This window comes from Pelatocladus sp. BLCC-F211 (assembly GCF_041928655.1).
In the GTDB taxonomy this organism is placed as follows: domain Bacteria; phylum Cyanobacteriota; class Cyanobacteriia; order Cyanobacteriales; family Nostocaceae; genus Pelatocladus.
The window spans coordinates 71148-95547 of record NZ_JBHFLM010000148.1 but is presented as its reverse complement, the minus strand read 5'-3'; the positions used below and the strand labels follow the sequence as shown (position 1 = coordinate 95547).

The 24400-nt window shown below is 39.2% G+C and carries 18 protein-coding genes; 10 read left to right on the top strand and 8 right to left on the bottom strand.

Annotated elements, in window-relative coordinates; translation table 11 throughout:
• Window positions 1–191: 191 nt before the first annotated feature.
• The 3 genes from ACE1AT_RS18760 to ACE1AT_RS18750 form a co-directional block, all read right to left on the bottom strand.
• A complete protein-coding gene (locus tag ACE1AT_RS18760; protein WP_315787827.1) occupies window positions 192–527 on the bottom strand; it encodes a metalloregulator ArsR/SmtB family transcription factor in 336 nt (111 codons plus the stop codon).
• Window positions 528–797: 270 nt separating this feature from the next.
• On the bottom strand, window positions 798–1235 hold the full coding sequence (locus ACE1AT_RS18755) for a hypothetical protein (RefSeq protein ID WP_374871007.1): 438 nt from the start codon (window positions 1233–1235) through the stop codon (window positions 798–800).
• A gap of 336 nt (window positions 1236–1571) precedes the next feature.
• Window positions 1572–1817 (bottom strand): hypothetical protein, encoded by a 246-nt coding sequence (locus ACE1AT_RS18750; RefSeq protein ID WP_374871005.1) that lies wholly within the window; start codon window positions 1815–1817, stop codon window positions 1572–1574.
• Between the two features lie 669 nt (window positions 1818–2486).
• On the opposite strand from ACE1AT_RS18750, the gene ACE1AT_RS18745 reads away from it, so the two are divergent.
• From ACE1AT_RS18745 to ACE1AT_RS18710, 8 genes are all read left to right on the top strand, one after another.
• A complete protein-coding gene (locus tag ACE1AT_RS18745; RefSeq protein WP_374871003.1) occupies window positions 2487–3656 on the top strand; it encodes a response regulator in 1170 nt (389 codons plus the stop codon).
• 401 nt (window positions 3657–4057) lie between these two features.
• A complete protein-coding gene (locus ACE1AT_RS18740) occupies window positions 4058–5260 on the top strand; it encodes a response regulator (protein ID WP_374871001.1) in 1203 nt (400 codons plus the stop codon).
• Between the two features lie 274 nt (window positions 5261–5534).
• Entirely contained in the window at window positions 5535–5897 is a 363-nt protein-coding gene (locus ACE1AT_RS18735; RefSeq protein WP_374871011.1) for a response regulator transcription factor, read from the top strand.
• Between the two features lie 10 nt (window positions 5898–5907).
• Window positions 5908–6384, top strand: coding sequence for a chemotaxis protein CheW (locus ACE1AT_RS18730; protein WP_374870999.1), 477 nt, complete (start codon window positions 5908–5910; stop codon window positions 6382–6384).
• An 81-nt stretch (window positions 6385–6465) separates the two neighbouring features.
• Window positions 6466–9180: a GAF domain-containing protein gene (locus ACE1AT_RS18725; protein ID WP_374870997.1), complete on the top strand. Its 2715-nt coding sequence runs from the start codon at window positions 6466–6468 to the stop codon at window positions 9178–9180.
• A gap of 136 nt (window positions 9181–9316) precedes the next feature.
• Entirely contained in the window at window positions 9317–12718 is a 3402-nt protein-coding gene (locus ACE1AT_RS18720) for a response regulator (protein ID WP_374870995.1), read from the top strand.
• Window positions 12719–12945: 227 nt separating this feature from the next.
• Window positions 12946–13344: a TMEM165/GDT1 family protein gene (locus tag ACE1AT_RS18715; RefSeq protein WP_374870993.1), complete on the top strand. Its 399-nt coding sequence runs from the start codon at window positions 12946–12948 to the stop codon at window positions 13342–13344.
• An 83-nt stretch (window positions 13345–13427) separates the two neighbouring features.
• Window positions 13428–13715, top strand: coding sequence for a TMEM165/GDT1 family protein (locus ACE1AT_RS18710; protein ID WP_374870991.1), 288 nt, complete (start codon window positions 13428–13430; stop codon window positions 13713–13715).
• A 55-nt stretch (window positions 13716–13770) separates the two neighbouring features.
• On the opposite strand, the gene ACE1AT_RS18705 is transcribed toward ACE1AT_RS18710, so the two are convergent.
• Window positions 13771–14256 carry a hypothetical protein gene (locus ACE1AT_RS18705; RefSeq protein ID WP_374870989.1) on the bottom strand — a complete coding sequence of 162 codons (486 nt, stop codon included), beginning with the start codon at window positions 14254–14256 and terminating at the stop codon, window positions 13771–13773.
• A 408-nt stretch (window positions 14257–14664) separates the two neighbouring features.
• Between ACE1AT_RS18705 and ACE1AT_RS18700 the strand changes: the two genes are divergently transcribed.
• Complete coding sequence (locus tag ACE1AT_RS18700) at window positions 14665–15219, top strand: DUF2808 domain-containing protein (protein WP_374870987.1); 555 nt, start codon at window positions 14665–14667, stop codon at window positions 15217–15219.
• A gap of 88 nt (window positions 15220–15307) precedes the next feature.
• Here ACE1AT_RS18700 and ACE1AT_RS18695 read toward each other — a convergent pair whose 3' ends face one another.
• The 3 genes from ACE1AT_RS18695 to ACE1AT_RS18685 all read right to left on the bottom strand — a co-directional run bounded on the left by ACE1AT_RS18695 (window position 15308) and on the right by ACE1AT_RS18685 (window position 21403).
• Window positions 15308–16798, bottom strand: coding sequence for a diguanylate cyclase domain-containing protein (locus ACE1AT_RS18695; protein WP_374870985.1), 1491 nt, complete (start codon window positions 16796–16798; stop codon window positions 15308–15310).
• A gap of 437 nt (window positions 16799–17235) precedes the next feature.
• The gene (locus ACE1AT_RS18690; protein ID WP_374870983.1) at window positions 17236–19818 is read right to left on the bottom strand and encodes a GAF domain-containing protein; all 2583 of its coding nucleotides are present in this window, start codon (window positions 19816–19818) and stop codon (window positions 17236–17238) included.
• Between the two features lie 295 nt (window positions 19819–20113).
• A complete protein-coding gene (locus tag ACE1AT_RS18685) occupies window positions 20114–21403 on the bottom strand; it encodes an RNA-guided endonuclease InsQ/TnpB family protein (RefSeq protein ID WP_374870981.1) in 1290 nt (429 codons plus the stop codon).
• A 172-nt stretch (window positions 21404–21575) separates the two neighbouring features.
• Between ACE1AT_RS18685 and ACE1AT_RS18680 the strand changes: the two genes are divergently transcribed.
• A complete protein-coding gene (locus ACE1AT_RS18680) occupies window positions 21576–21731 on the top strand; it encodes a hypothetical protein (RefSeq protein ID WP_374870979.1) in 156 nt (51 codons plus the stop codon).
• 156 nt (window positions 21732–21887) lie between these two features.
• Here ACE1AT_RS18680 and ACE1AT_RS18675 read toward each other — a convergent pair whose 3' ends face one another.
• The gene (locus tag ACE1AT_RS18675) at window positions 21888–24368 is read right to left on the bottom strand and encodes a DUF3769 domain-containing protein (RefSeq protein WP_374870977.1); all 2481 of its coding nucleotides are present in this window, start codon (window positions 24366–24368) and stop codon (window positions 21888–21890) included.
• Between the last annotated feature and the right edge of the window lie 32 nt (window positions 24369–24400).

Below are 24400 nucleotides of genomic sequence, written 5' to 3'. Positions count from 1 at the left end.
CTTGCTGTGGTGGCATGTTTGAGGGCTTTTTCCAACTCTTGTTGGCTTTCTGAAATCTCAACTTGAAACGGACGGGTCATGACGCTCACCTTTAGCACGCACCTATTTTTATTTTGGCGCATCTTCACACAGAATTGGTATGAGTACCTGCCAAACTCGTTGCGGGGGATAGGGATAGAAAACTTCCTTCTTCAAGTTTCGGAGCATTGATTTTCCTCCAAATAGTTGCCAAGGGCATCTAATTTTTCTTGCCAAAACTGCTCGTAATCAGCGATCCAGTCAGATATCTGCTTCAGTGGCTCCGGGTTTAACCGATACAGACGCTGTCGCCCTGCTTTCCGCATTTGTACTAAGCCTGCTTCGCAAAGAACTTGTAAGTGCTGAGAAATAGCTGGCAAGCTCATCGCAAATGGTTCAGCCAGTTGTTTTACTGGTTGCTCGCCAGTACGTAACAGATCCAATAGCGCCCTGCGTGTGGGATCTGCGATCGCCACAAACACATCAGCACTAGCAGCAGGTCTACTCATTCAGATTAACCATATATTTAAGCAAACGCTTAACTATTTCTAGAATATATAAGCAATTGCTTAAATGTCAACTACCCAATACATGCTTAGAAAGTGAGTGATGTATACACCCAGAGAATATGAAGTAGTACTTCGCCATGCAAATTTTGACAGATGAGACTTTTACAATATTTGTATAATTGATATTAATTATCATCTAAATAAAATTAGTAGAGCTACCGACAAATGTTGAACGGTAGCCTACTTTGATATATCGTCCTATTTTTTCGGTTATCCCTGGGTGTATTTATCGATTACCTTGGCTAAATCTGGTACTGCATCTTCTACGTGTTGCTTGGCGGAACCCCGAAGCTTTTCATAAGTCCCTCGCACGATTGAGCGGTTGACGTTCTTGGCTTTTTCATCAGTGACGCTCAATAGTGCGTCTGCTGTGCGATCGCGGCTTGCAACCAAATATCCGACTGGATCGCCTTTGTCTAGGCCTTCGCTCCAAATGGGATCAAGTGCTTCAAAGCATTGTGGCAAAATCATTTCAACAACATAAGGAATATATCCTGGTTTGACTCCCTTAAGGGCGGCGAAAGCTGTTTTCAAAGCCATACCACTTATACCTGACTTAGAAGCAAGTTGTGCTTCTATCATGTTGCAGCAATCTTCTACAACCATAGCTTTTTTGTCTGAGTCCAACAGTCCGTTGCTAAGTTTCATTTCACTCCTCATTTAGTGTCAAACTACTTGATTTCCATTCCATTCATTTCCCTAACTACCAGGAAATTATAAAAAATGATATGTGAAATGGAGGATTTCCATAGATTTTAGTTATATCCTGGCAGATAGAGAGATCAGCGCTTTCAATAGAAGAATTTTGCAATGAGTTATCAGACAAGGAGAGTGTGAAGAAATTGCTTGCTTGTCCTCCTTGTCTTTGCACTATCAATCTCATTTGTTGAGTGCATCTCAAAAATATCTCATATAGAGATACCTGCTAGACTAGCCCAAGCGATCGCACACCATGAATACCCAGACTTGTAGGAATTCTATTCATTAACAGAAATTATCTATTCTAAGATCGCGCCAAATCTCAGAAACTTGCCATCCTGAATTACCAACCGATTGAACTGCTGGATAATCACGTACCGAAATATAATTAGGTTCTTGATAACTCATATCAAAATTTTCTTCTAGAAGATCAACAGGAACGTTGGCAAAGTTTTGCTGTTCTGGTTCCTCAGTTTTCTCTACTTCTTTGAGAATAGGCTTTTCAATGACTTTTATTAGTTGTGTATCCATTTGATTTTTGAAGTTTACAGATTGATAAAAGAACAAGAGACTATTAATTCATAACCAGACCCGTGTAATATTTTTGTGAATTTTTATAAGAAATTACAAAAATTTTTTATAAAGTCTGGTATCAAAAATTTGAACAGCCAAACTAGGATACAATAAATTCCCTAATAATACGAGTATTTATTGAAAACTTTCGACGATGATGAAGAATAGCAGCTATGGTTGCATTCCGAAGAGGTAAGCTACTGGACTATCGCATTCATAATGATGGGTAAATGCGTTTGTAGTAAGGACTTTAGTCCTAGATTCAACAGAGAGTTTAAGTAAATCCTACATGCGAATTAGCCGCTACCGCCTCTACACTACGAACTCCTCAAAACTAATACGATATACCACTACTGCTTCGTGTAATGAAAAACGAATGGGATAGATAAGATTTAATATCAAATTCGCAAGATCACTGATTAATTCCCATTTAACCAAACTTAACATAACGCAGGTTTCTGCCAAGTGATCATATGTTATTTAAAATACAGTACATATACGGTTATTACGATAAGAAATTATTGAATAAGATAAGCAATTATTCAAAAATCAAATATCTTTGTTCATGATATTGAGTAATTCAGCAAAGTTTCGTTGTCAGCTATTTTAAAAAATAATATTTAACTAATGGATAAAACAATGATGAGTTTTGCAGAAACAAGTAGTTTTTCCCAACTAATTCAGGAATTCAATAATTGTATACAACTACAATATAACGGTGAGTTAAAAATAAAAAATGTTAATGGGAAAGTATATACTTTCTACTATCGTTTAGGTAGGATTGTGTGGGCAACGGGTGGAGAGCATCCTTTCCGGCGTTGGCATCGGCAAATGGAACAATATTGTCCACAAATTGATATTGCACAAATGCGATCACAATTCATGGATTTGTCAATAGATTATTGGGAGTACTATATCTTAGAAACTTTGTATTCCCAACAAAAAATCAACCGCGAAACAGTCAACTCTGTTACCGAAAATACCATTAATGAATTACTGTTTGATCTCATACAAGAAGCAAAATACGGTGAAATTCATTATGAACGCCAACAGCAAATAATTCTAGATTCACCAATGAGTTTCACAAATGTGCAGATGGCTTTACAAGAAATGCAACAATTATGGCAAGCTTGGTCAGCAGCAGGTTTAGCAAAATTTTCTCCTAATTTAGCGCCTGTGGTGTGTCAGCCAGAGGAACTACAACAACAAGTTAATCCCCAAATCTATCAGATGTTTACATCTGTTATGACTGGTAAGGATACCTTGCGTGATTTAGCAATCAAACTCAAGCAAAATGTCTTACCAGTTACACGTTCTTTACTACCCTTTATCCTCAAAGGTGTGATCGAACTCATAGAAGTTCCTGATCTACCTATGTTGCAACTAGTTCATAGTAAAAATAATTCATCATCTGCACCAAAAAGTCCACTCGTAGCTTGTATAGATGATAGTCCACAAGTTTGTCAAATGCTAGAGCAAATTTTAGTAAAAAATGGGTTTAGATGTCTTATAATTCAAGACTCTATTCAAGCATTACCTAACTTGATTCAAAATAAGCCTGAGATCATATTTTTAGATTTGATGATGCCAGTAATTAATGGTTATGAAATGTGTACACAAATACGCCGCATTTCTGCCTTTACAAATACACCAATTATTATTCTCACCAGCCATGATGGTCTTTTGGACAGAATTCGTACTAGGGTAATCGGTGCAACAGAATTTATGTCCAAACCTATTACTGTTGATAAAATTATGGCTGTGATACGCAAATATGTACACTCTGCAACTCAATAATCTGTCTCAGAACTCTACAATAAATTAGATTTTCAGTAGTTTTTTATAAATGAATATTAAAAAATCAGAACTTGCACGGATATATATTTTATCTTTTAATTGTAATAATTATATTTATAGAACTAATGTATTAAGCATCAATCGTCTTGTGACTTAATTGGTGTAATTCAGATATATTTTAGCAGAGTTCTGGCTGTAAACAAATCTCTCAATATTTTTTTGAGAAAATATAATAATGCATAAAAAATATTGAAAATATATGTATATCTTATTCAATTACTTTGATTTAAAATCCATAGCATTCCTAAATAATTCATGAACAACAAGATCCCCGACTTCGCAGAAGTTATTAGGGATCTGGAGCAGAGAGGATTGCCATATATGCTTAGGAGAAAGTAGAAATGAGCTATTCTAAACAGATGAACTTGAAGAATTTACTATTGGAAATTTTACAATTATATCAAACGCAATATAGTGGTGCATTGGATATTACCACTAATTCTAATCAGAAATATCGTATTTACTTTCATCAAGGAAATATTTTTTGGGCAACCGGCGGTATTCACCCCCATCGGCGCTTACGCAGACATAAGATTCAACATTTTCCTCAAGTAGATTTGCAGAGCATCCAATGGCGTTGGCAAAATCTATCGATCAATAACTGGGATTACCAGTTACTGAGAACATTGCATCAAAAGCAGAAAATACAATTGTCACAAGTAAATATAATTGTAGAGAATACAGTATCAGAAATATTATTTGATATTATCCAGCAAGCACATCGCACTGATGTATTGTGCGATCGCCGTTCAGATGTTGTTTTAGATGCGCCAATTAGTTTTACAAATACAGAAATTATTTTACGACAAGTATATCAATTATGGCAGAACTGGGCAAAAGCTGGTTTAGCAACAATTTCTCCCAATTTAGCACCCAACTTACATCAACCAGAACAGCTACAAAACCAAGTTGAGCAAAGTATTTATCAAAACTTTATATCTTTGCTGAACGGTAAGTATACTTTCCGCGATATTGCCACAAAAATCAAGCAAGATATTTTACCTATTACTAATTATTTATTACCCTATATTAATCAAGGAGAAATTCAAATACAAGAAGTAACAGATTGGCAGTTAAACTTACATCAAAATACAATAAATTCTGTGGATTCATCCACAACACAAACAAAAAATTTACTAATAGCTTATGTAGATGACAGTCCACAGCTAGGTTATATTTTGGGGAAAATTATTATTGATAATGGTTTGAGATTCATTCATATTCAAGATTCTACACAAGCTTTGTTAACTTTGATTGATAAACAGCCAGATTTAATTTTTTTAGATTTAATGATGCCACATACTAGTGGTTATGAAATTTGTGCTCAATTAAGAAAAATTTCTACTTTTGCTAATACACCAATAATTATTTTAACGGGTAGTGATGGTGTTTTTGATAGAGCTCGTGCAAAAGTCGTAGGTTCTACAGATTTTCTCAATAAACCAATTGTCTCTGAGCAAGTAATGGGTATGATCAATAAGTATTTACCAGGAAATTCCTTTGTACAAATACAAAATAGCAGTAATAAACAATTGATAAATTGAGTATAAAATATTCAGCGTTTAATAATTATTAACTTAGAATATTGTCTAACATCAATTTTTTATTATTAAAAATTGTAATCTTTTTAGATTTTACGTATTGACACTGAACCTATTTAACAATAAATATTTCAGAATGAAAAACAAGTAGAAATATGGTGAAGATATTTCATTGATGCTGTCATCCCGTGCTGTCAGGATATAGTGATAGTGATTTATCTACCAGTTCTACTAACTTATGTAATTGATATCTTTGCAAACAAAAATTAATTTTGCTATGAATACTGTTTTAGTTGTGGAAGATGGGTTAGCTGATTTAGAACTGATTAGTTCTTGTTTACAACAAGCTGGATACCGCGTTGTTAGAGCTAAAAATAGTGAAGAAGCGGAAGAAAAACTGATGCAAATCCAGCCGGATTTAATTTTTCTCGATGTTATCTTACCTGGGAAAAGTGGTTTTGAGATGTGTCGAGAAATCAAAAGTAATCCTGCAACTAATAAAATTCCTATAATTTTTTGCTCTACAAAGAATAGTGATGTTGATAAATTGTGGGGCAATATGTTAGGTGGGGATGCTTATCTGAGTAAACCAATAAATGCAGATGAGTTAGTTGTGACTGTCAAGCAATTAATTAAGTAATTTTAGACAGATGAAAACAGAAAGACAACAAAGATTTCTAAGCTTTTCTTTAAGAGATAAATATGTTGGAGTCATGACCTTAGAACACGTTCAGGAAATCTTCACAATTGACTTGGCAAATATTTGTCGAGTCCCACAAATGCCTAGTTGTGTTGTTGGAGTATACAATTGGCGTGGTGAGATGCTATGGCTGGTTGATTTAGATTTGATGTTTGGATATTCCCCTTTAGAATCACAAACAGATTTATACACTAAATCAATGGTGATGAAACTCAATTATGAAAGTAAATCTTTGGGACTTTTGGTAAATGAAATTCGAGATATTGAACATCTCGATCTCGAATTTATCAAGTCGCCAGATGAACATTTATTTTCTCCAGAAATGTCTAATTTCGTACAAGGATACTTTATCGATTCCAATGAGGAAATATTAATTAGCTTGGATACAAAAGCAATATTCCAAACTCCGATGTGGGTGGGAAGTTAGAAGGAAAGAGAGACATGGGGACAATCTGAAAACTAAATATTTTGACCGTACATATAACATAGAAAAATAAAGGATTTCCTTATGACAATTACCTATGACAATCATCAAGAAAATGGCTTTGTTGTCAACCCAGAAGAAATATTAGAAACAAGAGATATCTCTCAAGAATTTAAAAATTGGCGACAACAATGGCAAGCGATCGCCAAGCAGATGCGTCAAGCCACAGATGCAGATACACTATTTCAAGCCACGACTAAAGCAGTACGCGAAATCATCGCAGGCGATCGCGTCTTAATTTATCGTTGGCACAGTTTGGATACAGGTGTGGTGTTGGCTGAGTCCAAAACAATTGGTTGGACACCTGCATTTGGTGAAAACTTATCTAGTATTGTATTTGGTGTTGATATCACTCCAGATTACTTAGAACCGATCAGAATTACAGATATAAACCAGGTAGAACCCACTCCCTATCAACGCCAGTTGTGGGAAAAATTTCAAGTCAAAGCTAGTGTGTCAGTACCGATTCTTGTAGAAGATGAATTGTGGGGTTTATTAACAGTTCATCAATGTGGAATGACGCGTCAATGGCAAGAAGCAGAAATTAATTTACTGACACAAGTTGCGACAGAATTGACATACGCCTTGCAGAGGTTTCAATTTCAAAAAGAACAGCAACAGCAAGCACAAGCAAAAAAAGCTGTTGGTAAGGTGATTGATAAAATTGTCCGCGTTGCTAACGTCGATCAGTTTTTCCAAACTTCCACTCAAGAAGTGCGTAACTTGCTGCGTTGCGATCGCGTTGCTCTTTATCAATTTAACTCTGACTGGAGTGGTGAATTTATTGCCGAATCAGTAGGTAATGGCTGGGTACGTTTAGTCGGGCCTGATATCAGAACAGTTTGGGCAGATAGTCATCTCCAGGATACTAAAGGTGGACGTTATGCTCGTAGCGAAAGCTTGACAGTTGATGATGTCTATAAGGCAGGATTATCCCAGTGTCATGTTGATATTTTAGAACAATTTGAAGCTAAAGCATACATGATCGCCCCTGTATTTTCTGGAGAAAAATTATGGGGATTGCTGGCAGCTTATCAAAACTCTGGTGTACGGAAATGGCAAGAATGGGAAATCAGCTTTTTAGCTCAGATCGGTATGGGATTTGGTGTCGCCATCATCCAGACTGAGTATTTGGAAAAATTTCAAGAAAAATCAGACCAATTAACTCACATTGCCGAACAAGAAAAAGCTTTTAGTAAAATTACCAATCGCCTACGGCAATCACCAGACGTAGACACAATTTTCAAAACCACAACTCAAGAAATCCGTCAACAGTTGCGTTGCGATCGCGTAGCCATTTATCGTTTCTGCGATGATTGGAGTGGCGAATTTATTGCCGAATCTGTCGCCAGTGCTTGGGGACGCTTGGTAGGTAAAGAGATGAAACGTTTTTGGGAAGATACCTACTTACAAGAAACCCAAGGAGGACGACTAGCTAAGGGTGAAAGCTTGGCGATCAGTGATATCCATCAACAAGGATTGTCAGCCTGCTACGTAGAATTGCTAGAACAATTTGAAGCCAAAGCCTATGTAGTTTCACCAATCTTTTTTGGCGAAAAATTGTGGGGTATTCTCGCCGCCTATCAAAATTCCCAACCCCGCCATTGGCAAGAATGGGAAATCAATTTACTCGCCAGAGTCGGCGATCAATTAGGGCTTGCTTTACAACAGGTTGAATATTTGCAACAACTCCAAACACAGTCAACCCAACTTGCACAAGTAGCCGCCAAAGAAAAAGCAGCAAAAGAGTTATTCCAACAGCGTTGTCTTCAAACACTCACAGCCCTTCGCCCAGCCCTCAAAGGAGATTTGACTGTCCGCGCCCCCATCACAGAAGATGAGTTGGGGACAATTGCCGATGCTTACAACAATACCTTGCAAGCCCTGCGACAAATAGTTATTCAGGTACAAAAAGCTGCCCAGCAAGTTGCCCAAATATCCCAAGATAGTGACGCATCCTTAATAGACGTGATCAATTTGGCACAGCAACAGTCACAGGAAATATCTCTAGCTTTAACTGACATTCAATTAATGGGAGACTCCACCCAAGCAGTCACCACCAGCGCTGATTTAGTCCAAGTCGCTGTAGATCAGGCAAACCAGACTCTGACATCAGGCGATCGCGCCATGAACCAAACAGTTGAAGCTATTCAAGCAATTCGCGAAACCGTCGCCCAAACAGGTAGAAAAATTCAGCGGTTAAGCGAATCTTCTCACAATATCTCGAAAGTAGTCAGCTTGATTAGTAACTTTGCGACTCAAACCAACGTTTTAGCATTGAACGCAGCTATAGAAGCCACTCGCGCCGGCGAATACGGCAAAGGTTTTGCAGTCGTTGCTGATGAAGTGCGTTCTCTGTCTCGCCAATCTGCTGCGGCTACTACCGAAATTGAAAAACTTGTGCAAGAAATTCAAACAGAAACTACCGAGGTTGCAATGGCGATGCAAACAGGTATTCAACAAGTACTAGAAGGAACCAACCTCGTCAACGATACCCGCCAAAACCTCAACGAGATAGTAGCAGCCACAACCAATATCACCCAATTAATCGCACAGATTACCGCAGCAACCCAAACCCAAAAAACACGTTCGGTTTCTGTCACCACTTCCATGGAACAAGTTGCTGAAATTTCTCACAACACCGTTGCCCAAGCCCAAGCCTTAGCCACCGTATTTCAACAACTTCTAGCCACAGCCCAAGAATTACTCACAACAGCCAGTCAATTTAAAGTTGGTTGATTGTTAGTAGTTGGTGATTGGTGATTGGTGGTTAGTTATTAACCATCCCCAATCCCCATTGCCCCTTCGCCCCTAATCCCCAATCCTCAATCCCCAATCCCCAATCCCCAATCCCTGATCCCCAATCCCCAATCCCATGATCACAGACTCTGAAATCCGCGAACAAGGTTACATCTATTTCCTCGCAGAAGCACCAGAATTACTGCATCAAATTGAACAGGAGCTGTTTAGCTTATCGACAGATTTTAGTACTGCCAAAGTACATAATTTGATGCGGGCAACTCATACAATCAAAGGTGGAGCTGCCAATGTTGGATTGGAAGTCATTAGTAAAGTAGCGCATTACCTAGAAGATATTGTCAAATCTCTTTATAGTCCTGATGTAGTTTTAGATACCCAACTGCAAACGCTGCTGGTGGAGGGTTATGAGTGTCTGCGTTTGCCACTGACAGCAGAACTAACAGGAACTAAAATCGATGAACAAGATGTTTTACAACGTTCAGCGAATGTGTTTGCTAAGTTACAAGAAAAACTAGGAGATGCATTTACAGATAGTAACCATATCCCTACATCCGCAGAACTAGGATTTGACATTATTCAATCAATTTTTGAAACTGGTGTTAGACAAAGGCTAGAGACAATCGCCACAGCATTGCAACCCACTACAGATCCCCAGACACTGGCTGAGTTATTACGTTCTCAAGCAGAGGTATTTACTGGCTTAGGTGAGTCATTAAATTTACCAGGTTTACGTGAGATCGCTGAAACTATACTCCAAGCATTGGAGACACATCCTCAGGAAGTTTTTAGAATAGCAGAAGCAGCATTAGCTAATTTACAACAAGCCCACAATGATGTGTTAGCAGGCGATCGCTCTCATGGTGGTACACTTTCTCAGGCTTTGCAACAATTTACGACAACAACACAGCCCACAACTAAAATTGATTTAAGTGTAGAAATTCAAGAATTATATCAATTTTTAACTCAAAGTTTTCAGGTTAAAGGTAAGTGTTTAAAACCTGAAACAGCCAAGTTATATTTACAAATTACTTACTTTCTTTTAGCTTGGGTAGAACAAGAATTTAAAGTCCCTAACTCTGAGATAAATTTATCATTACTTGTTGACGATTTTCCCAATATTAATAACCCGGATAATTTTCCAGATTGGTTACAAAATTTTTGGCAATTCATCTCGGAAAAAGAAGATAGTTATAGCTTGATTCTCTATCGCCAAGGTGTCATTTTAACTGTCATTTTAGCAGTGGCACGCTTGCAAGCACAAAAAGGAAAAAATCATACTTACATACTGGAATTACTCACCAATAAAATTAAAGATATAGGCAATGAATATAAGCAATATCCACCTGTAAACTCACAAGAAAAAAAATGGTTCAATAGTTATAAATTACAGGATTTGATTCAAAATTCGCAAATATTTATACCTCTGGATATACCTGAAGTTCAGGATAATTTTATTAAAGAAATTTGGCAAAATGAGCAAATATCTGCAAGTGTAGATAAAGACAATAACAATATAGAAGAAGATTTAAATCAAGAAGTTTTTTCCATACAATTCCCAGAAAAATCAAAAAATATTCAGCCGAATTCTATAGTCACAGCAGAGTCTCAAATTATCTCCAACAATCAAGTTAAACCAAATTTGCTCTCTCAATTACCAGCAAGTTCCCGTCAGAGAACCTTCGTGAGGATAGATGTTGAAGATTTACAGCGTCTTGATTATTTAGTTGGAGAATTACTAATTTCGGAACAACGCTACAATTTGCAAAATGAAAAACTTAAAGACGTCGTTAAAATATTATTGCAACAATTACATCAACATCAAGATGTATTCCAAAACGGATCAAAGGTAGATGCGCTGACAATCAAAGAAACACTGCTATTACAAAAAACAACAGATGCTTTAAATGCAGTGCTACAGCAATCCCTGCAAATGCAAAATAAGCAGCAGTCTTTAGTACTCAATGTTATTGATCAGCTGGTATCAGCACGGATGTTACCTCTGGGATATATTGTGGAACGTTTTCCCCAAATGTTGCAACATCTGAGTCAAGTATATGGTAAGCAAGTACAGTTGCAGTTAACTGGAACACAAGTTTTGGTGGATAAAGCGATCGCTGAAAAATTATATGATCCTCTGCTGCACTTATTGCGTAATGCTTTTGACCACGGCGTTGAACCTCCAGAAATTCGGCGTCAACAAGGTAAACCAGAACAAGGTGTGATTGAAATTTGTGCTTATCATCGTGGTAGTCAAACAGTAATTGAAGTCCGGGATGACGGACGGGGATTAAATCTCCAAAAGGTTCACACCAAAGCTATACAACTTGGTTTGTTGAGTGCAGACAATACTTCGATCACATCAAATCAACTCCTCGAATTTTTATTTCAACCAGGATTTTCTACCACTGAACAAGTCAGCGAAATATCTGGGCGGGGAATAGGTTTAGATATTGTGCGATCGCAATTACAAGCACTGAATGGTTCAGTAACAGTCCAATCTCTACCCGGACAGGGAACAACATTTATCCTGAAAATTCCTTTTTCTATGACTACAGAAAAACTGATGCTTGTGCAAGCCGGAGGTGTAACTCACGCATTACTATTAGATAGTATCGAGAAAATCCTCATACCAACTCCTGAACAAATCAAAGTATTTGATGGGAAGCAAGTTCTGTACTTGCAGACAGAACAAGATGAGTGCATGGTAACATTACAGCCAATGGCACAGTTGATGCCTTATACTAACTGCAATTTAGATTTTTCTAGTCCGAATTCGCTTTCTTCACCAGTTTTGTTACTGCGTTGTCAACAAGAAATTTTGGCTTTAGTTGTTGACCAAATTATTGGTGAACAAGAACTAGTGATTAGACCTTTGGGAAGTGCGATCGCACCACCAAAGTATGTTTATGGTTGTACAAACTTGGCAGATAGTACGCTGGTTTTAGTTGTTGATGGCACTTTGTTAACACAAACACAGCAACAGCAAATGCAAGCGCAGTTAGAATACATGCAGTTACCAGTAGCAGATATTCTCCGCCAAAACAGCTGGTTACAGCCATCAACGGACACTCAACCATCTTTACCATTGTTAAATCCAGCACCAGTATCCTCAGCAAAAGTTATACTGGTTGTGGATGACACAATGAGTTTCCGAAAAACTCTCTCCCTGACTTTACAAAAATTCGGTTATCAAGTCTTGCAAGCCCAAGATGGCTTAGAAGCGATAGAAAAATTACAACAACATCCTGAAATTCAGTTGGTGATTTCTGACTTAGAAATGCCGCGCATGAATGGACTGGAATTCCTCAGTCGTCTGCAACAGCATCCTTTGGCTGGGCGTAAACCCGTAATTATTTTAACATCAAGAAGTGTGCAAATTTACGGTAAAATGGCGCAACATCTAGGAGCATCTGCCTATCTTACCAAACCTTATGTAGAACAGGAACTTGTTGCTACAGTCGGACGTTTTTTGAATGCTGGTGAGTCAATACATAGCTCTCATATGATGTCAGTTTAAAATTACAATTCCTTGAGTAGAAAGCCCACCAGCTTTTAGCCGTGGCATGATGTCAATCTATTCCAGATTTATGCTACCTCTGGCAGTGGGAGATCTATTTGTTATGTTTCTTCCCTACGGGAGATGTAGTAAGAGACAATATTTATCCAATTGTAGGGTTGCAATATATAACAACAATCTGAGAAAATGAGAAGAATATGAAAAACAATTAGATCAAAATACTGCCTGTGAAACTTGATTCCGTACCTGTAAGTGCCGCTAGCACATCTTTATATTCTAAAAGTCAGCAAAAAACAGCAGAAAACACGACTTCTACATCACCTGCTGTTGCTGATTCTCCTCAAAAGCAACCACCTATAGCTATTTTCGCCACTACTTTCTTAACTATTTTTCTAGCGGAAATCGGTGATAAGACGCAGCTATCCACTTTACTAATAAGTGCGGAATCACATTCACCATGGATAGTTTTTGTGGGTTCCGCAGCAGCACTGATTACCACTAGCTTGTTAGGTGTACTTTTAGGTAGTTGGATTGCTGGTCGCCTTTCTCCAAAAACCGTAGAAAAAGCAGCCGGAGTCATGCTGCTGTTGATTTCTGTAATGCTGTTTTGGGATGTAACTCACTAGTTATTTGTCATTGGTGAGATTACTTAAAAACAGATTGAATTGCTGACCAACTAACAACTAAGAACTAATAATCAACAAAATTTATGAATTGGCACCTTTTAGGATTAAGCTTTATTACTGTTTTTCTCTCTGAGTTAGGGGATAAAAGTCAGCTAGCTGCGATCGCTCTTTCTGGTCGTAGCCAATCTCGTCGTGCTGTTTTCTTGGGAACTGCTGGTGCTTTACTTTTGACTAGTTTGTTAGGAGCATTAGCAGGTGGAGCTGTGGCAGAATTTTTACCTACAAGATTGTTAAAAGCGATCGCTGCTGTGGGATTTGCTGTACTTGCTGTACGCTTGCTGTGGTTTAACAATGAAGCTTCTCAAGATTAGTTGTAGAGACGCACTATACATATCATATGGTGTATGTGGTACGCTTCTACAAATTTTACTGCCGCCAGCACCAACTTAAAAGCGTACCACCAGCTACTAATTTGATCACTTCCAACAGCCAATAACTACCATGCAATAAATTCATATTGGCTGGTACTTCTGCTGTTGTCTGAAACAGGTTTAGTTGCATTCCGACAGCAGACATTTCTGGTGTTAAGAAATATGTAGTAGTTAGTGATATTGCTAACAACAATACCGATAAAATCAGGCTACCAGAACGCCACTTAGATTGGGTTTGATTGAGAGCTAAAACACCAGTTAATACCAAGCCAGCAGCCAATAATTCTATACGATTAAAATTCCAGAAAATAACATAGCCTGCTGTAGCAAAACTGGCTTGTGTGATCATGCCAGATACATAAAGACTAGGCATAATAACCCAGTCTAAAAGCAAACTAGCACTGAGCCAGAAGCCTAAAGTCAACATCACAATAGATTGCCAAATCGGACGTTTAAACCCGAAATTAGAAACGGTATTCATAGTGAATGATTGCTTGTATTTATAGTTCTAGTTTCTAACTTAACAAGGCAATTTGACAACTAATTTCAATTATCTTTTACATTTATTTTTGAAAAAGTATATATACTTACGTATTGCGTCTTCAGAAGATGTTTGAAAAGTCTTAATTTTTTTATGAAATTGGCGACTATAAATCGCTGCTATACAGGAAAAACCTACCTCAGCAGGATGAAAAATATTGATTTCCCGTTAGTCTGTACACTGTAGGGTCAAATGGCCGTTTATCCCTACTAAATTAAGATTGTTTGCAAAGATATTAAGTCATAAAAATATAAATTAATTTTGCGTGATAAAATTGAAGAAATAAATAATAAAAATCAAACTTTAACCTAGTTTTATAACCTGACTTAACTACAGTCATATTAAGGAATGCGCTTTCCATTTTTATTAGGTACAGCACTAACTTTGGTCATAGCGATCGCACCAGATGCTGTCCTCAAAACTCAAGCAGTGCAGCTAAGAGACGGTACAGTATATTTTGTGCAACCTCCTTCGCTCGAAGGAGCAATTACTACTTACAAAACAACATATGCTTGGGGTGCAACCTATTACTTCACAATTAATTTGCCCGAAAATGCTGGAGAATCACTACAAAAAATTACAATTAACCAGCACGAAGGAGTAGACAGGGTACGTTTTGACCTAGAAGATACTGTCGTTTTTGTGGGTACACCTGACGACAAAGGGGAAAAACTGCAAATCAAAGATGCGACAAGCAATCGCAAAACTAGAACAATCTCACTGACATTTGATCCACCAATCCCACCAGGTAAAACTATTACTATTGGTTTGAAACCTGTGCAGAATCCAGGAGTGAGTGGCGTTTATCTTTTTGGTGTCAAAGCTTTTCCTGCGGGTGAGAAAAGTTACGGACAATTTCTTGGTTACGGACGCTTGCAATTTTATAGCCCGAATTTCTTTTAATTGGTAAGCTAAAATACATCTAACTTGCGTATTTTCAACTTTTAGGAGGTGAGTTTCCAAGAAACCGCCAACAACCACCAACCAAGGCTCATACACAAACAATGCGATCGCGTCCCTGTTTTTTGGCTTGGTATAATGCTCTATCTGCGGCTGCAATCAGGGTTTCCCGCTGAAGATTATGAGTGGGAATCAGACTTGACACACCGAAACTTACTGTTATGAAGTCGCTGATCTGAGATTGAATATGTGGTAATCGTAATAGTTTGATCGCTTTTTGAATTGCTTGGGCTACGGCGACAGCACCTTGGATTGCTGTATAGGGTAAGATAACAGCAAATTCTTCACCACCGTAGCGAGCGACTAAATCTGCTGGACGCTTGAGGGTGTTACGCATGGCTGCGGCTATGTTTTTTAAACAAGTATCGCCTGCTTGATGTCCGTAATAGTCATTGTAGCTTTTAAAGTAATCTACATCACATAATATTAAACCTAGATACTGTTGCTCTCGTGCCATCCGTCGCCATTCTTGGGATAGGTATTCATCAAAGCGACGACGGTTTGCAACTTGGGTTAAACCATCCAACGTGACTAGGCGTTCTAATTCTAAGTTTGCTTTACGCAGAGCAATTTCAGCAGCTTTAGCTACATCTTCGGCTCGTTTGCGTTCCCAAATTTCTTGTTCTAGGGCGATGGTTCTTTCGCGCACTTGTTGTTCGAGAGTGCGGTTGTAGTCGGCTAAAAGTTGTTCTGTGTATTTGCGTTCAGTGATGTCAATTACGACTCCATCCCAGATACTATCTCCGTTTGGTTGCTGTTCTGCTTGAGCAATCACTTGAATCCATTTCACACACCCAGAAGGAGTCACAATTCGGTGTTCAATATTAATTGATTGTGGCTTGTGCAGAGATTCTGCAATCAAGGTTTGGATACTCAAGCTATCATCTGGATGCACTAAAGACCACATTCTTTGAGAATCCTGGATGATCAATTCTGGTGCTATTTCGTAAATTTCTCGACATCTAGGACTTAAATAAGTAAATTCGTCACTACCATTGGGGTGCAAGATATAGCGATAGATCATCCCTGGTACGTTTTCTGCTAATTTACGAAATTGGGCTTCCCTCTTCTTGAGAGCATCTTCTGCATCTTTGCGAGCAGTAATATCTTGTTCTGTTTGTTTGTGTTTTGTGATATCTTGCAATATTGCGATCGCATAAGCTACTTCACCCCGATCATCAAATACAGGAATGACCTTCATCTGTAGTGCGATCGCTTTTCCTTGACGATAAATCTCCAAATCATCAGCATCCGCCGCTTTTCCTGCTAATGCTTGTACTGATGGGAGTTGTTCACTTGGATATAATTGTTTAGTCCCAGCCCGATAAATTTGATACGCACTAGCTATGTGTTCGCTTGGCAAATTTATAATTTGACCTGCACCCAGTAATTTTTGCCCTGTTTGATTGATATAAGAGTAATTGCCATCTTTTTCGATCACAGCTACTCCTAAAGGTAAAACTTCTAATAGCTGATACAATCGACTTTCAGCAACGAGCAATATAGTACTCAAAGCTTTCATTGCATTAAAGATTTATTATTATTATTTGCTTGCCATCGAATTTATATCTTTGACAAGTTGTCGTACTTGAATAAGAGCTTGTATTTTATTAATTACCGCCTATATTACCGGTTTCAGGATAGTTTTTTATTTATTGCTAAGTATTTCTTAAACAAGCTAGAAATTAGCGATCGCCTTCTTTGAATAAATGTAGTGAAAATAACAGAAATAATAAATTCTCTGAAAAAAGGTGTACAAATTCTTAATTGGTTATTAGTTATTAGTCATTAGCCATTAGCCATTAGTAATTTGTTAATTCTCCTTGTCCCCCTTGTCCTCCTTGTCTCCCTTGTCTCCCTTGTCCTCCTTGTCTCCCTCGTCTCCCTTGTCCTCCTTGTCTCCCTTGTCTCCCTTGTCTCCCTTGTCCTCCTTGTCCCCCTTGTCCCCTTCCCCTTCTTCTACTTATCCTTAAACGTCCACACACCATCATCCCAATCTGCATCCGATGGAGGTTTTTGCAACCAGTATAGACAACGCTTGTAATGCATGTTTGCGGCTAAGTCATTTTTCTCTAATTCCATAACTCTGGCAAATTCAATTTTTGCAGAGAAAAAATCGCGATTCAGATAAAAATCCCGTCCTTTTTGATAATGTTCAATTATTTGTAATTTTTCATGACTGATGGATTCTGAACGCAACCCGATTAATTCATATATTGCTACTGGTTCATTTCTACCTTTTACGCGAATGTAATCTAGTTCTCTAGCCCAGATGTGATCTTTGCAGGGATGGTATGTTTTATCACTAATAATAATGTCACAGCCGTACTGTTTGCTGACGCTTTCTAGGCGGGAACCAAGATTGACTCCATCGCCAATGGCTGTAAATTCCATACGCTTGCTAGAGCCAATATTTCCACTGATCACGACATCAGAATTAATCCCAATACCAATATTAATACATGGCTTGTTACGGGCATGACGACGCGCATTAAACTCTTGTAGACGCTGGCGCATTTCTAATGATGTTTGCACAGCCATCCAAGCATGTTCTTGTAAAGGTAAAGGGGAACCATACACAGCCATGATGGCATCTCCAATGTATTTATCAAGAGTACCCTTATACTTAAATACAGCTTCTACCATCGATTCAAAATATTCGTTGAGCATACTTACCACTTCTTCCGCGTCTAGGTTTTCTGTCAAAGTGGTGTAGCCACGAATATCAGAGAATAAAATGGAAACTTCTTTGCGATCGCCTCCTAATTTAGCATCATCCAATTTCAATAGTTCTTCTGCTAATTCCTGAGTCATGTAGCGATACATCGTACTCTTGAGGCGCTTTTCATCACTAATATCATCCATGACAACTAGCGCCCCCCGCACTTGATTATGATCGGTAGCATCAGCAATTGTGTTAATAGATAAATTCACACTGTGCTGACTTTCTCCATCAGATACTAGAGTGCGATCAGGATAATACTGTTCGCGATATTTGATTTCTGCTGCATTTAAAGCATCGTGACACCATTTTTGAAAGTCGCCTTCTTTAATTTGAATAATCTCAGTAATTAATTTACCTTCGAGTTTGTCTTCTGTTGTCAAACCCAACAAACGCTTGGCGCTCTCATTAGCGGCAATAATATTACCAGCTTGATCTGTAGAAATCACACCGTTAGAAAGACTGCGGAGAATATCTCGTTGCATTTGTGCTTGTTGTTTCACAGTCGCAAATAATTTTGCGTTTTGCAGTGCGACTCCCGCTTGAATATTAAAAGCTTCCATAAACTCTTCATCGTTGCGATCAAAGCTAGCTTGGAAGCATTCGGGGGCTTGGGGCCAATGGGCGGGGTTATAAGCAGGAAAATCACCAGTTTTCTTTTTATTGACAAGTTGGGTGACACCAATCAATTCGCGATCAGCATTAAATACTGGCATACATAGTAAGCTACAAGTACGATAGCCATTTTGCTGATCAATTTGTTTGGCTGTATCCGAATCTGGATGATTGTATAAATCAAAAGGAATATTGAGCGTTTTACCAGACGCTGCGACTATACCAGCGAATCCTTTACCAATGGGGACACGCAACTCTTTGCTAGAGCCATTATCTTGAGTAATTTTCGTCCATAATTCATGGCGCTCGCGATCCACTAACCACAGAGTACTACGATCAGCATTCATTAATTCCTTGGCTTCATCCATCACCCGTTTGAGAGTGTCTTCTAAGTCGAGACTGCTTTGAGAAAGAGATTTGATCGCCTTCATCAATGCTGCGACAGCTCTTTGTTTTTGAGTCGCAACATAAAAAGAGCGCGATGATTCTAAAATCAAGCGAATCGAAGGAGCAAATTCTTGAAATAGCTGTTCATCAAGACTGGTGAAGCCCCTAATATCAATTCTTTCTGATAAAGGTGCATGAAGATGATTTGAAGATATTAATTTATTTAGCAATTGCACCACAGCTACTAATTGCCCTTGTTCGTTCAACAAAGGCAAAGCTAGCATTGTATAAGTGCGATAGCCTGTGCTTTTTTCTTGTTCTTGGGCAAAACGAGAACGTGGATCATCGTAAAAATCAAAAGGAATATTGATCACCTGTTTGTGGGTAGCGACTTCTCCCGCAATACCTTTATCGGCGGGAATGCGAATTTCTAAAGAGCGATCGCCTTCTCCCCCAGCTACAATTGACCACAGTTCTTGTTTTTCTTCATCTAACAAAAATATTGTTGTTCGATCTGCTCCTAATAATTCCCCTGTTTTTAAAGTTATAGACTGTAACATTTCCTGCAAGATCGTCTCAAACCCATGAGAATCCAACATAGACAGGGTTTGATTGACGATCTGTAACTTTTGTTCTACCTCTTTGACAACTTGTTTAAATGTATCCTGCGTTAGAGGAGCCAGAAACGAAGAGATAGTCCCTTGTTTTCTAGCAAGAGTACCCACAGGAGCAGTATTTTGGGGCAAGTCGTGGTTTTGACTGGAAACACCTATAATCAAATCGGCGGCTTCGCCGCAACTACGTTGTTGAACTGACATAACTGGCTTTTGATATAGGTAAATGTTTATGTAAATGTTGTTACCAGCGAGGCTAGTTAACATTATCCACAGTTTAATCTTTCTATAGAGCAAGCGTCACCCTAAATACTGAGGCTAGGATGGGTGAACTGAGGTAATAAGTCTATTTTACTACCATATATTAGAGTGTAAATCTACTAGATTAAATAGATACCACAGCCCGAACTAATCGTAAAGTATGATTAATACTTATTACCAATTACCAATTACCATTGACCTCTCCCCGGCTTAAAAGCACGGGGATTCTAAACTGTTGCTACAGGGAGGGCGTTGCATCCGCTCCCTTCCGCTTTTTAGTTTTGGTTTCCCAGATACGAAATCGGGTAGGCACGGTCAAAAATGCCCTACAGACCTTGACTAGGCACAAGCCTAATTGTGTCTCTACTTTCCGCATTATATTTGCGGCTCCATTCAAATCAGCGTTAATAAGTTTTCGCGTCCCAGTTCGGTACATCCCGCGTTTAACTCGTTTTCCTGATGGCTTCCACGTTTCGGGTTTTTCACCGTAGGTTGGTAGAAAATCGCCATCTAGAAAGCTAGCCTTGCTGGTGTAGGATTCCTCTGTTTCAACAAACTTAATACGATATTCTTCACACAGTTGCTTAATTCGTTCTTTGAGCTTGGCAGTTGGTATCTGCACAAAAGATTGAGTTGTTTTGCCCAAACTTGCTTCTTGTCGCTGTCCCTGATTCCATCCAAAAACAACTGTACCAATCTGGTGTTTGATGCAATGGTCAACAACTAGCTTTGCAGCTTTGTTAACCGCATCTCGCATCTGACGATTGCGTTTTTCGGTGATGTGGGCTAATTGGTCATCCCAATAACCTTGTGGCTTACCCTCTTTAAATGTTGCAACCCGCTTGTTGTACCACTGATTAAGGCTTTTAACCTTGCGACCATCAACAATAAAACAAGTTCCAATATTGGAAACGCAGCTTAACCAGTTATTAATACCTGGGTCAATTGCTAGAGCGTTGCTTGGATTGACGTAGTATCTTGAAATTGACTTTTTCTCATAGACAAACTCAGCATAGAAACATTGATTGCGTGGCAGTATCCGCAATTCCTTAATGTCTTCAAACCGCAAATTAGACGGCATTGGCATCGTGAAACTATCGAGTTTAAACCATCTTTTTACTGTTGTTCCAAGAGGAATCTTGATACTATCGCCAACCAGCCTTAAAGCTTGTTTGGGATAAGTTACCAATGCATATCCCGCACCTTTTCGATATTTGGGTAGTTTGGGCTTGAAATGCAATTCACCCTTGCTGTGCTGACTGTCTAACTCTTTAAAAGATTTGAACGATTCAGCAACAGACCTCAATATTTGCTGCGCTGCCTGAGAATGCAAAACCTGATAGTGCTTGTTAGTCTTGTACTCCTTTTCTAGGTCATATTTACCAATTAACTTACCAGTCTTGAAATAGAGTTGACGAGCATAATAGATGCCGCAATTAGTTAACTTATGAGACTCAGAGCAGATAAATTCAAGCACTGCTTTTAATTCTACGTTTGGATTAATCAAAATTTGTTGGCATCCGTACAACTTGCAATCATCTCCCTAGCATTTGGCTTGGGAAAAAGGGGCAGGCTTTTAAAGCCTAGACGACTAGCACTATTGACGAATCGCAAAATACCAGAAGCCTGCCCCTTTTTCTTGCCTTCGCCCCCTTGTTATGTTAATACGTATTATAGGCGTATACAATAAACAAGTCAATATGAGAGATACAAGTTATGGAGAGAAAAAAGAAAAGTTAAATTTAACTGTTACACCTACAGTTAAAAAATGGCTTAAGCAACAGCAAAAACTGTTAGGAGCTACAAGCCTTTCTGACACTTTAGAGAAATTGTCTAGACTGGGACAGGCAGGATAAATCCTGCGACGGCGGCTTTCATCCCCTGGCTAAAGCCGAGGGGCTTTCAGCCTGCCTTTCTTGTAAACGCAAACCAGCATCAGAGATGGTCAACATCTCTGATGCTGGAGTTCAGTTAGGATAATTGTAGCGACTGTCTTAAAAGTCAAGCGATCGCTATTCTGAGACACCACCGACAACAGGTTTCACTTCCGAAAATGGATTAGTGCCACCAGTCCAGTTAAAGTCACTAATGCGGAAGCTAATGCCACCTAATTGTAATTCTGGATTGTAACGCAGGGTAATACCATAAGTACGGCGACTGTATTGTAAGAAATAGTCAGTACTAGTGTTTTCTCCTGTATCTAAATTAACCGATGCTTGAATACCAATAGTTAATGGGCCATAAATTTGCTGTGTAATCCCCGCACTCAAGGTTCTGGTATCAACAGCACGGTCAAATAAGAAGGGAGACTCACCACTATCAAGACCTTGGGAGTAACTAACATTAAAATTAGTATAGTCGAAAAAAGACCTAGAAAAATGACCAATTTGTCCTTCTAAACCAATTGTGCCAATTAATGTGCTTTGGTCATCTCCGTTAGTGTAATAACTAGTAGTACCAGTCAAGCCCCCAAATGCTCGTAGGTAGGGAACTACTGGGTTAGGGGTGTATCGCAATCCCTGAGTAGCAGTGGCTGGTAAGGGTTTGCCTTGCCATAATAATAATCCTCCATTGAGGGCGGCGCTAGCTTGGAGACGACCAAGGGAGACACGGTTATTATCTCGGATCGGTTCGAGCAAATCTTCGCGATCAGTGTTGGCAGTGATATACTGAGCGCCTGCTTGGTAGCTGAGATTTAATCCGGTTTTACCAAGAGCGATGATTGGGGAAGTGATGACACCGCCAAAGGTACTTTGAACAGTTTGATAACCAAGGCTACCGTTGTAGAGGCGATCGCGATAACTATATTCCAATGTCAAATTATGCGGATAGCGAATATCACCAATTTGTTGCCGCAACCGCAAACTTGCCTTGAGGTTATCTTCAACATCGTCCAAGTCAAAACTAGTTAATGTCCCAGAACCCTCAACTGTTGTCCTTGGACTAAAAGTGCCATCAAGTGAGGTTTTTAAACCAAATAGCGAAGGAACGTTACTAAAACCGTCCTCTACACTCTTTTGCACTAAAAACTGAGGCGTCAGACTGAAGCGAAAATTTTCGGAATTTATCGGTTCCAATCTGCGCTCTATAAATACACCACCACGCTGATCCCCATCAAAACCAAAAGCAACTAACCCAGGCGTAGCATCTCGTTCTCTGCGGTCAATCACCTGCTCATTTTTCGGAATGGGTACACTGACACGGCGGTCAAAAACTACACGTTGATTCCGAGTACGAACACGGTCTTGCAAAGGCGACTCGCGTGTCAATGTCACTTTGTCAGCACGTAATTGCAATTCTGGTGGCGAAAAAGGATCATTGGTGATCGTAACATCTGATGCTTGCCAGCCACGGGGATAAAAATCAATCCGTGCAGCTTCAAAGCGGACTCGCCGCACTTGTCCTCCCTGTTGGGGTTTGGGTATATTACTTGCATTCGTTCCACCACCAAAGCCAAAGTTAATTCCCCCTGGACTACTTACCCCAGTCAAAGGTTGACTGTTTCTGATGCGATCGCTCGGTGGGCGTGCTGGAACTCCGCCTGCTGTGACGTCGGTAGGCAAAAAAGCAAAATCTTGGTCGGCTGTGGGTAGAAAAATCTCACCACGACCGGCGATCATTTCTCCATTATCCTGAACAAAATTATAGGTAAATCGCTGCCCACGTATTACTTGGTCGCCTCTGGTTAAGGCAACATTTCCTTCACCCACAGCAATTAAATTGTCTAAATTAACTTGGATGCGATCAGCATCCACCACCGCTCCATCGAAGCGGACAACAACATTACCAACTGCTGTGACTACCCGTCTTTGTTCGTCATACTCCTGGTTATCTGCGATTACTTCTATGACTCTCCTTGTTTCTGGTGTCGTTGGTGCTGGTGCTGATTGTGGAGTTTGGCTGATGAGGTTGCGAGTTTTAAATTCTATAGTTGCTGTTTGGTTGTTAGTGCTTGGTTGTTGGTTAGCAAGATTAAATTTGATTTTGATGGGTTGTGTTGCTGACTGGGAACTCTGGGAATTTTGGGCAGTATTATAATTTTGTTTTGATTGGACTAGTTGTTGAGCCAATAACTGTGATTTTTGTTGAGATTGGTTCTTATGATTGTGGATTTTCTGGACAATTTGCTGTTTGGTTTGTTCTGGTTGACTAATATTGTTGGTGTCTTGGGAAACCTGTGGCTGTTGTTGTGAGTAGCCAATAGATAAGGGTTCCCCTAGTAGTTCTGCATTTGTTTGAGCGATATTTAGAGGCGAAAATTCTGCTGGAAAAGTTTCCGGTGTAGAGATTGTGGGTGGAATTTGAGCTACAGATGATTCATCAGGTGCAAGCTGATGTCGCAGGTTAACTGGTTTTCGCTGGAAATTTTCTGCATTCGCCTGTTGTTTTGTGGAATGCAATTGGCTCACGCTTGCAGCTATGGCTGGCAGATTTTCTGCTAGTAATGGTTCAACAATAGCAGGTGGTTCGGGTGGCAGAACGGAATGAAACATGTTTCAGCACAATCTAGCAAACGAATAGCCAA